The 13173-nt window shown below is 36.4% G+C and carries 10 protein-coding genes and 1 tRNA gene; 7 read left to right on the top strand and 4 right to left on the bottom strand.

The annotated features are described in order from the left end of the window. Positions 1 to 21: 21 nt before the first annotated feature. Together KMW28_RS19015 and KMW28_RS19010 are read right to left on the bottom strand one after the other, a co-directional pair. A complete protein-coding gene (locus KMW28_RS19015) occupies positions 22 to 1755 on the bottom strand; it encodes a DUF4153 domain-containing protein (RefSeq protein ID WP_169666047.1) in 1734 nt (577 codons plus the stop codon). A gap of 195 nt (positions 1756 to 1950) precedes the next feature. Beyond that, positions 1951 to 2026 (bottom strand) — tRNA-Met (locus KMW28_RS19010). Between the two features lie 91 nt (positions 2027 to 2117). Here KMW28_RS19010 and KMW28_RS19005 point away from each other — a divergent pair. The 7 genes from KMW28_RS19005 (at position 2118) to KMW28_RS18975 (ending at position 10570) form a co-directional block, all read left to right on the top strand. Beyond that, the gene (locus KMW28_RS19005; protein WP_215585764.1) at positions 2118 to 2495 is read left to right on the top strand and encodes a hypothetical protein; all 378 of its coding nucleotides are present in this window, start codon (positions 2118 to 2120) and stop codon (positions 2493 to 2495) included. 87 nt (positions 2496 to 2582) lie between these two features. After that, entirely contained in the window at positions 2583 to 4844 is a 2262-nt protein-coding gene (locus KMW28_RS19000) for a tetratricopeptide repeat protein (RefSeq protein WP_169666051.1), read from the top strand. 631 nt (positions 4845 to 5475) lie between these two features. Then, entirely contained in the window at positions 5476 to 5979 is a 504-nt protein-coding gene (gene purE / locus KMW28_RS18995) for a 5-(carboxyamino)imidazole ribonucleotide mutase (protein WP_066211890.1), read from the top strand. A gap of 101 nt (positions 5980 to 6080) precedes the next feature. Next, a complete protein-coding gene (locus tag KMW28_RS18990; protein WP_169666053.1) occupies positions 6081 to 6545 on the top strand; it encodes a DUF4920 domain-containing protein in 465 nt (154 codons plus the stop codon). Between the two features lie 52 nt (positions 6546 to 6597). Then, a complete protein-coding gene (locus KMW28_RS18985; RefSeq protein ID WP_169666054.1) occupies positions 6598 to 7035 on the top strand; it encodes a hypothetical protein in 438 nt (145 codons plus the stop codon). 275 nt (positions 7036 to 7310) lie between these two features. After that, complete coding sequence (gene dnaK, locus KMW28_RS18980) at positions 7311 to 9236, top strand: molecular chaperone DnaK (protein WP_169666056.1); 1926 nt, start codon at positions 7311 to 7313, stop codon at positions 9234 to 9236. 203 nt (positions 9237 to 9439) lie between these two features. Then, complete coding sequence (locus KMW28_RS18975; RefSeq protein WP_169666058.1) at positions 9440 to 10570, top strand: hypothetical protein; 1131 nt, start codon at positions 9440 to 9442, stop codon at positions 10568 to 10570. 56 nt (positions 10571 to 10626) lie between these two features. Here KMW28_RS18975 and ald read toward each other — a convergent pair whose 3' ends face one another. Together ald and KMW28_RS18965 are read right to left on the bottom strand one after the other, a co-directional pair. Beyond that, the gene (ald, locus tag KMW28_RS18970; protein ID WP_169666061.1) at positions 10627 to 11751 is read right to left on the bottom strand and encodes an alanine dehydrogenase; all 1125 of its coding nucleotides are present in this window, start codon (positions 11749 to 11751) and stop codon (positions 10627 to 10629) included. Positions 11752 to 11982: 231 nt separating this feature from the next. Then, a complete protein-coding gene (locus KMW28_RS18965; protein ID WP_066211901.1) occupies positions 11983 to 12963 on the bottom strand; it encodes a M23 family metallopeptidase in 981 nt (326 codons plus the stop codon). Positions 12964 to 13173: the final 210 nt, after the last annotated feature.

Raw genomic sequence — 13173 nt, 5'->3', positions numbered from 1 at the left:
TCTATGTATTTAGAATGGCATTTATTTTATAAATAAGGTGAATGTCACTGCCGTTAATGTAGTTGTATTTTGCTCTTCATTTTTTATCCCATTCACACTTTTATAGACCATCATAAAGTCCTTCTTTTTATAGAGCATTTCGTTTTCATCAGGAAAAGGAATATTGTAAGTTTGATCGCCAATTATAAGAGTACCCAATTTAGTTGCTCCATTTTCAATAAATAAATTGATCACAGGATCAGCCTTAGAAATACTAATGGCTTTATCACCATTTCTTTTTAAGTATTGTGCCTCTTTTGTGAAATATTTTGAATACCCTTTGATATCAACGCCTTGGTGGGTCGTATAAAAGTTTAAACGATTTTCTTTTACATAATCACTGGTTTGAATCAACTTCATTTCCTGTAGTATCGTTCTACTTTGTGCATACTTATTATCTACTCCTTGAAGGGTATCAGGAATAGAATCTTTCAAATAAGGCTGTATAGAGGCATAACCATGGTTTTTTATCAAATACTTGATGATAGAACGGCTTTGATCTACATCTTCCTTGGGTGTTTTCTTTTCATTAGAAGTATCCCAATAGCCATCCTCATCCAACCAATTATTTGATGTTGCATAGTCGTTTAACCTTTCCAACTGACTATTCTTACTTACATTAAAGGCACTTAAAGGTCCAAAAGCCGATAGAATACAAACAACGGAAAGTGACATTGGAATCATTTTAATGAAATGATCTCTTTTAATTAAAGTATACACCGAAATAAAGAACAACCAAACACCTAAAGCAATCAAGTAATACCGATTCTCTGTGATACCGTATTCTGAAATTCTTCTCCAAATAGCAGCACAGAATAAAAAGATGATAGGAAATAGTGTATATAAAAAGCCTTTATTGAATAGAGGAATCCATTTATTGTTTTCGTCGTTTCTAACGGGATAAATCAAAATGATAGAAACAATACCCAATACAGAAAATCCAATAGATAGATACGATACCCATCCTTTTGGCCAATCTTGATTCATCAGAATCTGCCCACCATAGATATAAAGAATAATAAGGTAGAGCAGCACCAAAGGAATCAGAATAAACTGAGTGAAATTCTTTAATATTTCAGGGTAATCAAATACCATGTTTTGTTTGGAATTGACCCCTTGCATTCTTCCTGCAAAAAAGATAGTGGTTAGGAAGATGAGGCAAAACGACATCACTTCTGGATATCGCTTATTGTTTATATTAATATCAAAGAGAAAATGTACTGCAGATATGGCGACAAAAATACCAAAACCTATCACGAAGGCATAAAATACACACTCGATAAATGTAAGGATGATTTCCTTGGCCAATACCCAAAAATGAAGCTCGTAACCTTTGTGCAAGGAAGGAGCGATAAATACCAATAAATGAGCAAAGAGGGTAAGGAGTACAAATCTGGAGAAATTGATAAAAGTGAGTGTTTCGGGCAGGGTAAGCAGATACAATAACAAGAGTGCTACTCCTCCAAACTTTACCCCAATCTTTTTAATCGGGTTGTAATTCTTTGATTCTGCAAAGAAGGTGAGTGCAATAAATAAAGGAATACCTAACTGTGCTCCATGTACACCACGTAAATACCAAATACCGGGATCGATGTCAGCCTCTATTCCATAAATCACCAAAAACGTAAATTGTATGGCGGACAGTATAGCTAAAGGAAATCTTGTGATACCTTTATATAAGCCGTCACTTAGTTGTTGAATGGAAAGAGATTTCATACGTTGGTATAGGTTAGTTTATGATGAATTCGATATAGGATTAAATTATTTGGTCATTTCTTCCTATTGATACAGGTTTATTGATAGAAAGTAAATAATATTCGATCAATAACTATAAATTTAAAGAGTAAAGTGATAAAAGAAGAAAGTTTAGGCATAAAAAAAAGGTCACTTCTAAAAAGAAGTAACCTCTCTTGGTAGCGGGGACCAGACTCGAACTGATGACCTTCGGGTTATGAGCCCGACGAGCTACCAACTGCTCCACCCCGCACTATTTTTCTGAATTGCTGTGCAAAAGTAGAGGAAAGTTTTTTATAAAAAAAATATTTCACCATTTTTATTTCAAACAAATTAAAATGATTATGAGTAGGATTTTTTGTGTATTGATTGTCAGTTTTTTAATGTTGTGTTCGTGCCAAAAGGTAAATAAAACTTCTTATCCTAAAGAGTTAATTACTGAATGGATCTGTATGGAAAAGGCAGATTCCGTTTGCACATTTACAAACAACACGGAGAAACTCACTCCTAAAAGAGGTGGTCGAACGCACTACGATATCAAAGAAAATGGGGATGTATTTGAAATTATTACCGGAAGTAATGATATGCCAATTAAAGAAAAAGGAGTTTGGTCATTTAATTCTAAAGAACAATTGCTGACCTTTGTAATCAAAGATGTAGAGACTACCTATAAAGTTCAGTCATTAACAAATGATAAGTTAGATTTAAAACTAGTCAAATAGTAACAGCGTATTAACGTAATACCATTTACTTATTATTTGTTCATTGGGATTAGCTTTGTACAAGAATTATTTTATACAATAGATTGGATGAAACTTCAACACAAATTATTATTACTTTTTTCTACGCTGTTATTTTCAGTTGCCATATACCAGAGTTGTAAATCAACTGAAGAGGAACAGAAAGATGTCGCTGAAAATAAAACAGAATTAGATTACCATCATTCTTTCGATTTACCGTATCCGGATTCTATTTTTGTAGGAACAGAAACGTGTAAATCTTGTCATGAAGAAGAGTATCACTTATGGAAAGGAAGTGACCACGACGAGTCGATGAAACCTGCTACAAAAGAATTTGTATTGGGCGATTTTAATAATGTGACTTTCGTAGGCAATAATGTGAAGTCTCGTTTCTTTATGAAAGGAGATAAATATTATGTCAACACTCAAGGACCTGACGGAAAAAATCATGATTACGAAATCAAATATACTTTTGGATTGAGACCGCTTCAGAACTACATGGTAGAAATGGAGAGAGGAAAAATTCAAGTGATTCGTGAAACATGGGATACAGAGAAGAAAAGATGGTTCAATCAGCACGACGACCTAGACGATATACAACACTATGAATGGCTACATTGGGCCAATGGTGGAGGTAACTGGAATACGATGTGTGCCGATTGTCACTCTACAAACGTGAGGAAAAACTACGATTACCTAAAAGATTCTTTCGATACAAAATATGCTATCATCAACGTAAGTTGTGAGGCTTGTCACGGTCCTGGTAAGGAACACGTTGACTTTGCTAATTCAGAAGAATTTGAGGAAAAGAAAGATTTTGTTGAAGGATTATTTATCAAGCAATTTAAAAAGGATGAGGATGCTAGAACGCTTATCGAAAACTGTGCACCTTGTCACTCAAGAAGATCTCAATTAGTACAAAACTTCAAATTTGAAGAAAGCTTCTACGATCAGTTTGCCCCAGAAATGCTAAGAGAAGGAATGTATTATCATGATGGACAAATCTTGAATGAGGTATACGTTTACGGTTCTTTCATTCAGTCTAAAATGTATCATGAAGGAGTGAAATGTACCGATTGTCATGATCCACATAAAGCAGAGTTGAAATTCAAAGACCTAAATCAGGTTTGTGCACAATGTCACGAAACATCAGAATATGAAGTGAAAGCACATACGAAACACTCACTAACTGATAATGTAAGATGTGTAGATTGTCATATGGTTGGTGAAGTATATATGGGGAATGACTACCGTCGTGACCATAGTTTCAGAACACCAAGACCTGATCTTAGTTTAAAATATGCAGAAACACCAAATGCTTGTAACCAATGCCACACTGACAAATCGGTAAAATGGGCAGATGCGGAATACAAGAAAATGTACGGAGAATATAAGCACGATTGGAGAGATACATTGGCTTTAGGTCGTAACTACGATCCTCAATATATTTCTGATCTAAAAGAAATGGTGACTGAACAAAAAGCACCATTTATTGCAAGATCAACAGCATTGTATTACTTAGCAAGAACTCCAGGTGAAGGAGCAATTGATGCAGTTATGGCAGGGTTGAAAGATCCAGAACCAATGGTAAGAACAACTGCTATCCAAAACTTATCGCAATTATCATTAGACGAAAGAGTATCTATCTTAAGTCCTTATTTAAATGATGACGTAAGAGGTGTAAGAGTAGCAGCAGCGATTGCTTTAGGAGATGCAGATGAGAATCGTTTCAAAGGTAAATGGAAAGTAGCATTTGATAAAGCCACTGAGGAAATGTTCCACTACTTCCGTCAGGCAAAAGATTTCCGTGAAGGCCCATTCGGCGAAGGTCAATATTGGGAAAGAAGAAAAGAATACAATAAAGCCATCGAATGCTACCGTTCATCATTGAAGTTCGATACTTTAATGAACGAAGCAAGATTAAGCTTAGCACGTATCTATTCTATCAAAGGAGATACTAAGAATGCCGAGTTAGAATTAAATAACGCCATCAAGTCAGATCCAAACTCTGCCGATGCTTACTATTCTAAAGGCCTTTTATACGCAGAAACAAAAGAGTGGGAGAAATCAGCAATTTCATTAAGAAAGGCATCAGAAATTAACCCACAAAACTCAAGAGCCTTCTATAACTTAGGTTTGGTACTTCAGCAACAAGGTAAACTACTTGAGGCAGAAAAGACCTACCTATTAGGATTGAAATATACGAAGGAAGATCCTTCATTAAGATATGCACTAGCGGCACTTTACGAACAGACAGGTCAGAAACAAAAAGCACAATTGTACTGGCAATGGCTGAGAGCCCGCTTCCCTAACGATCCAAGATTTCAGTAACACCAAAAGGGCTTCTTTTTTTTAAAAGAAGCCCTTTTGGTGTTAAGTGAAGAGTGAATAGGGAAGAGTGAAGAGCGGTCCTGCGTTGGATATATCTCTTTCAATATCTAATATCACTTATCCAACATCATCCTATCTATCCCTATCCGATGGTCTGTGTACCGAAGGGCCAAGGCTACCTCGGTGAAGACGGAGATATAAATAATATTCTTAAAACTCAGAGCTCGAACTTTTGGATGATCTATCAAAAAATGAAATTTTACCTCTTACCTAAAAAATATCCCAAAGAATAAATTCTTGGGCTTTTGATGTAAATATCTAACTCAACTAACTTTCCTTAGTTCCTTAGTTCCTTAGTTCCTTAGTTAAAAACGAGGTCGGGAGACCTCTAACGTTTTTTAGGCACAAATGTCGCTATCGCTTAACATTTGCGGCAGTTTTAGCAACTCCTAATTCCTACCTCCTAACTAAAAACGAGCGTTAAATTTGCTACCTGCTACCTCTTCAAAATCCAATCAGACCTTAATTCCCTCTCTTATTTAAAAGCTCCAACAAACAATTAAATTTTCCCCCAATAGTTTCTATCTTTGAGAAAAGTTTAAATCCACAAAACAAATTTCCTTTTTTTACCATGAAAGTAGGTATTATTATGGGAAGTCAGTCTGACTTAAAAGTAATGTCAGAGGCGGCTCAAGTATTAGAAGATTTAGGTGTTGACTACGAATTGACAATTGTTTCTGCACATAGAACGCCAGAGCGTATGTTCGAATATGCAACAACAGCTAAAGAAAGAGGTTTAGCAGCTATCGTTGCAGGAGCAGGCGGAGCAGCACACCTTCCGGGTATGGTGGCATCTATGACTTCACTTCCTGTAATTGGTGTTCCAGTAAAATCAAGAAATTCCATCGACGGTTGGGATTCAATTTTATCGATCCTTCAAATGCCTGCAGGTGTTCCTGTAGCAACTGTAGCTTTAGATGGTGCGAAAAACGCAGGTATCTTAGCCGCAAAAATTGTTGGTGCTACAGACGAAAAAGTATCAAAGAATATCGAAGACTTTATGAAAGAAATGAAAGATAAGGTCTTGACTTCAGCAGAATCAGTAGAAACTGAAGGCTGGAAGTCGAAAATATAATTTTATCTAGGAATTAGAAGCGAGGAAATAGGAGTTGATACTAAATCAAAAACTCCTAACTCCTAACTTCTAATTCCTAACCATTACTAAATCATATGAAAATGAAATCTATCTATTTATTCTTCCTCTCAATCATTTTATTTATCAGCTGCTCTACTGAACAAAAAAACGACGTTGCTTTCTATGGAGAGACATTCGAAACTGATCAAGCAGTGGCTTCTACTGAATTAAAAGACAAATTGGATCAATCGGAAACTGTAAACATCAAATTAGAAGGTGAGATTACAGGTGTTTGTCAGAAGAAGGGATGTTGGTTAAAAATGCCTTTGGATGATAATGGAAATGAAGTTTTTGTGAAGTTCAAAGATTACAAGTTCTTCGTTCCTATGGATGCTTCTGGTAAAAAGGCGGTAATTAATGGTGTAGCCACTAAAGAAGTAATTGATGTTGCCACGTTGAAACATTACGCAGAAGATGCGGGTAAATCTGATGAAGAAATTGCGGCAATCACGGCTCCAGAAACAAAGTATACATTTATGGCAGCGGGTGTGGCCATTGAGGACTAAACTATAGTTTAACTCATTTCTATCGATTAAACATCAAATAGCCACAACTAACATGAACAAAATACTTACTTTAATCACTTCGATATTTTTTATGTCGGTAGTGATGCTGAGTTGTCAAACTTCCACAAAAGAAAGAACATCAACCAACTATCCTAATGGAGGATCTGAATTAGCTTGGTTAATGAGAGACGTTACCGATCAGATGGAAGCACAAAGAAAAGCCATTATTGAAGGTGATTCTTTACAGAAATTTCCTTTGGATGTAGCACATATATTAACTGCAATACCTACGGAGGAAGGGAAAACTTCTTCTCCACAGTATAAGACATTGGCTGATAATTTCCTGAAACATGTGAATCAGTCGAAGGATATACAATTAGACGGTCAGGTTGAATTTTATAATGGAACTGTGTCTTTGTGTGTGAATTGTCATGAAACACAATGTCCTGGTCCGAATGTGAGAATCAAGAAGCTTTATATCACAGAGTAATTGATATAAACATCAAATAATTAGAGACGAGGAGAATTATTTCTGAATCTTAATGTAAGGGGAAGCATCAAAAAGTGTTTCCCCTTTCTCATTTTGTCAGACTTCTGGGAAATTTCTGTCACATCAAAAAACAATATGACAGATCAAAAATCGCTTTTCCGTCAAAATGTCATAAAAATCCACTTGGCACATCTGTTGTCTAAGAGATGATGTCTTTGGCAACAAGGGCAACCAAAAAAGATTCAAAAAATTAAAGAAATAAATTAAAACAAGTTATGGGAAAAATCATTGGTATTGATTTAGGAACAACGAACTCTTGTGTATCTGTAATGGAAGGTAACGAGCCAGTTGTTATTGAAAACGCAGAAGGTAAAAGAACAACACCTTCTATCGTAGCATTTTTACAAGACGGAGAGCGTAAAGTAGGTGACCCTGCGAAACGTCAAGCGATTACTAACCCACAAAATACAGTTGCTTCAGTGAAGCGTTTTATGGGTAAACAATATTCAGATGCTGGTAACGAGATCTCTCAAATGGCATATGAAGTTGTAGAAGGACCAAACAATACACCAAGAGTTAAGATTGGTGACAAATTATATACTCCACAAGAAATTTCAGCAATTACTCTTCAAAAAATGAAGAAAACTGCTGAGGATTACTTAGGATCTGAAGTTTCTGAAGCAGTAATTACTGTACCAGCATACTTCAACGACGCAGAGCGTCAAGCAACAAAAGAAGCAGGTGAGATTGCAGGTTTGAAAGTTTCACGTATCGTGAACGAGCCAACAGCAGCAGCACTAGCTTACGGATTAGATAAAGCTAACGCAGATAAGAAAATCGCAGTATTCGACCTTGGTGGTGGTACTTTCGATATCTCAATCCTTGAATTAGGTGACGGCGTATTCGAAGTATTGTCAACTAACGGTGATACTCACTTAGGTGGTGATGACTTCGATAAAGTAATTATCGACTGGTTAGCTGAGGAATTTATGAAAGATCACCCAACAATCGATCTTCGTAAAGACCCAATGGCATTACAACGTTTGAAAGAAGCAGCTGAAAAAGCAAAAATCGAGCTTTCTGCAGGTGCTAAAACAGACATCAACTTGCCATACATCACTCCAGTAGACGGTGTACCTCAACACTTGATGAAAGAATTATCAAGAGCTGACTTCGAACGTTTAGCAGATACTTTAGTTCAAAGATCATTAGAGCCATGTCGTAAAGCATTACAAGATGCTGACTTGTCTACTTCTGATATCGACGAAGTAATTCTAGTAGGTGGTTCTACTCGTATCCCTAAAGTACAAGAGGAAGTTGAGAAGTTCTTCGGTAAGAAACCTTCTAAAGGTGTTAACCCTGACGAAGTTGTTGCTATCGGTGCAGCGATCCAAGGTGGTGTATTAACTGGTGAAGTGAAAGACGTTCTTCTATTAGACGTTACTCCACTTTCATTGGGTATCGAAACTATGGGTGGTGTAATGACTAAATTGATCGAGTCTAACACAACTATCCCTACGAAGAAGTCACAAGTATTCTCAACTGCTGCTGATAACCAGCCAGCTGTAGAGATTCACGTACTTCAAGGTGAGCGTCCAGTTGCTTCAGGTAACAAAACATTAGGTCGTTTCAGCTTAACTGATATTCCTCCAGCACCAAGAGGTGTACCTCAAATCGAAGTAACTTTTGATATTGATGCCAACGGTATCGTGAATGTATCTGCTAAAGATAAAGCGACTGGTAAAGAGCAATCAATCAAAATCGAAGCTTCTTCTGGTTTAACTGAGGAGGAAATCCAAAGAATGAAAGACGAAGCAGCAGCTAACGCTGATGCTGATAAGGAAACTAAAGAGCGTGCTGAGAAATTAAACGAGGCTGACTCAATGGTATTCCAATCAGAGAAACAATTGAAAGAGTTTGGCGACAAGCTTTCTGAAGGTAACAAAACAGCTATCGAAGCTGCATTGAAAGACTTGAAAGAAGCACACGCTGCTCAAGATTTAGATAAAATCACTCCTGCTTTAGAGGCGTTGAACGCAGCATGGCAGGCAGCTTCTCAAGAGATGTACCAAGCAACAGGTGGTGACGCAGCAGGTGCTGCTGGAGCTGCAGGTGCAGAAGGTGCTGCTCAAGGTGGAGCTCAACAAGGTGGCAACGCAGATGACGATGTGACTGATGTTGACTTCGAAGAAGTAAAATAATTTGGATAGAGATATTTAAATTAAAAGAGTTGGAAGAGGTTTTGCTTATTCATTTAAGTGAAACCTCTTTTTTTTGTAAAATCAATAGCAACAGATACTTTATTAGCAGATCGATAATACTATTTTTTAAAGATTTAGGGGTATTATTTCTATATTAAGAAGAAGTCATTACTTTTATATGAGATTACTGCTAAACAACTTAAATGACATATTTAAATAATATATATAAGCTAGAGACCATACTTCTATTATTATTCTTTTCGGTTAATGTGATGGCCACATCAGAAAAGGATGACGATATCAAATTAGCCATTACAATAGATAGTGCTATTTATCATGGCAATGGAGATATTGTGGATAAATATATCGATTACGATACCTTCACTCAACGTGTTTTTCAGAAGCTTCATAAACAACCTTCAGAATGGAAGGAATATGCTTCAGCCTTTAAGCAAAATATTCGTTTAGGCGATTTGTTGATCGAACAAATTGGCTCCGAAGGGGAGTATAGCTTTGTAAAAGTGATTGAAAATCCTGATGGGCAAACGAATTTATTGTACCGTATGCTAAAAGGCGATGGTTGGTTGGATTATCATGAAGTACTTTTAGTGAAGAACCATAGTGGTGAATGGAATGTGGCAGATGTTTATTTTTATTTTAGTGGTACCTATTTCTCTGATATTATCGCTACTTTATTAGCACAAGAAGATCAGGAATTGGTAGCGAATCAATCGTTAAGGAAATCATTATTGCTTACAAGGGAGTTATTTGGGTACAATCAAGAAGGAATGTATGGGAATACAATTACTGCATACGATTCTCTATCCAATTACTTCAAAAAGCAAAAAAATACAAGGTTAGCCTTATTGATGGCGTTGGCTGGACAAGGTGATATGACTCAGTTAGAAAATTTGAAGGCGAAATACCTATCCGATTTCCCATATGATAAGAGTATTCGACTGATGATGATGGAGGTTTACGGCAGTTTAGATAATTACGAACAGTCTAAAGTGATGAATGATGAGTTATCAGAGTTGATTGGAGGGGATGATTATCTAAAACTAAGAACTGCAGAAATCTATCTTTCATGGGATAAATCTTCCAAAGCCAAAAAGCTTTTGAAGAAGATGATAAAAGCAGAAAGTTTTCCTACAGATGCTCGTCTATTACTGATGGATGTTTATTATGTTGAGGAAAACTATAAAGGTTTATACACAGAGTTGATGACCGTGTCTGATATGGTTGGGGTGTCGCCGGAAGAGATACTTCCAAAAGAACACTACCCTAACTTTTATGCATCAAGTAGTTGGCAGAACAGAAAAAAACAACAATAAAAAAAGTCTGAGTTGAATAGATCATCTCAGACTTTTTTATTTGATATTGAATCAGATTAAGCGTTTGCCATCAACATTTCTTCAACATCTTTATATTCTAGACCGAAAGCATCAGCAACAGCTTTGTAAACTACAGTACCGTTAATGATGTTTAGACCTTTTTTCAATTCTACATTTTCAGCACAAGCCTTTTCCCATCCTTTGTCTGCCAATTGAACAGCATAAGGAAGAGTTGCGTTTGTAAGTGCAAGAGTAGATGTGTAAGGTACAGCACCTGGCATGTTAGCCACACAGTAGTGCATTACACCGTCTACATCAAATACTGGCTCAGCGTGAGTTGTTGGCTTAGTTGTTTCGAAACATCCACCTTGGTCTACAGCTACGTCAACTAATACAGCACCTGGCTTCATAGTTTTCAACATATCTCTAGTAATTAAGTGAGGAGCCTTAGCACCTGGAATAAGTACAGCACCAACCACCAAGTCAGCATCTTTGATTTCCTCTCTGATATTGTGCTCTGAAGAAACCATTGTCTTTACGTTAGCTGGCATGATATCGTCTAACTGACGTAAACGATACAAGTCGATGTCCATAATAGTAACATCAGCACCCATACCTGCAGCGATCTTAGTGGCTTGAGTACCTACGATACCACCACCAATTACGATTACTTTTGCTGGTTTCACACCTGGTACGCCTCCTAAAAGGATACCACGACCACCTACTGGCTTTTCTAAATACTTCGCACCTTCTTGAGTAGCCATTCTACCAGCTACTTCAGACATAGGAATCAATAGAGGAAGACTTCTATCTGCTCTTTCTACTGTTTCATATGCTAAACAAACAGGTTTTTGCTCAATCATAGCCTTAGTTAGTGGCTCGTAAGAAGCAAAGTGGAAGTAAGTAAATAATAATTGATTCTCTTTGATTAGAGGGTATTCAGCTTCAATAGGCTCTTTTACCTTCATAATCATTTCTGCGATTGCATAAGTATCCTCAATTGTAGGTAGGATCTTAGCACCTGCTGCTATGTATTCTTCATCAGCAAAACCACTACCAATACCGGCAGTTGCTTGAACATATACTTCATGTCCTCTTTTTACTAATTCTTTTGTACCGCCTGGAGTTAGAGCAACGCGGTTTTCGTTGTTTTTGATTTCCTTTGGAACGCCAATAATCATGGTTATATGCTATTTATATGTATATGTGTAATAAAAAAATTCGATGAATTGGGTATTACGTCGTATGTAATCTAAAAGCAAATGTAATAATTCAGCAAATAGTTAGATAATATTTTTAAAATAATTTTTGGCAAGATGTAATATTTTTGATGATATATTTTGAATTGGGCATGAAAAAGCCTCATATACAGAATAAAAAGTATATGAGGCTTTTTTATAAATATCTTAATACTAGTAACCTAGTGATTGGTTTTCTACCGAAGCTTTCTCTAATAGAGTAGCATATTGATCTGCTGTAACGTCTTTCGAGAAGTAGCGAATAGGATTTACTTTTCTTCCTTTATGTATCACTTCATAGTGAAGGTGAGGTGCTGTCGATGAACCTGTACTACCTACTTCACCAATTTTTTGACCTCTAGAGACTTTCTGTCCTCGCTTCACATAGAACTTAGACATATGAGCGTATTTAGTGACATAACCAAATCCGTGATCCACTTCAATTTCCCAACCATATCCTCTATTGGATTTTCTGGCTTTGATTACTTTGCCATCACCAGTGGAATAAATTGCAGTTCCTTTAGGAGCAGAGAAGTCGATACCAGCATGCATCTTCTTTACTTTAAGGATAGGGTGAATACGCATACCAAAACCAGAAGCCAATCTTTTCAAGTCTTTGTTATCGACTGGCTGGATGGCAGGAATAGCCGCTAACATTTTTGATTTGTTTAAAGCCAAGTCAACAATTTCGTCGTATGATTTGGTTTGTACATACATTTGACGTTTTAAATTGTCGATTTGAGATAGCGTTCCCAAGATCATATCTTGTCTAGCTAGCTTTTTATCCAATAGATCTTGATACTTTTGAGATCCACCAGTACCAGCTTGTCTAATTTCTTTTGGAATAGGTTCTGCTTCAAAAATCACACGATAAATTTTATCATCGCGGTCTTGTAAAGCATATAATACATCTTTTGTCTCCTTTACTTCTTTTTGAAGAAGTTTATGAGCATATAATAAATCAGCATTTTCCTTTCTTAATCGTGCTTCTTCAGCAGATGGGAAATATTTGATATAAATTGCGGAAAAGAAAAATCCGAACAGAGAACAAGCAAATAGTAACCCCGTGATATTCACAAACATATCAAGTGGTGAGGTCTTTACTCTTTCGTAACGACAGGTCTCCGTATCGTAGTAATATTTTATTTTTGCCATAAATAAAAATCAGAATCTCTATGATTCTATAAAGTTGAACTAGCAAATATACAAAAAAACAGCACTTATTCAATTGATGCTTTAAGTAAAGGATAAACGTGTTTATACCTTTATTACTATAACGTACTAAATATAATATAGTTATACTTAAGCGTAAAATTACCCATTCCTAATAAGGATCAATTAGTCTTGCATTCTAAAAAACTGCGC

This window comes from Flammeovirga yaeyamensis (genome assembly GCF_018736045.1).
Taxonomy (GTDB): Bacteria; Bacteroidota; Bacteroidia; order Cytophagales; family Flammeovirgaceae; genus Flammeovirga; species Flammeovirga yaeyamensis.
This window is presented reverse-complemented; position numbering and strand designations above follow the sequence as displayed.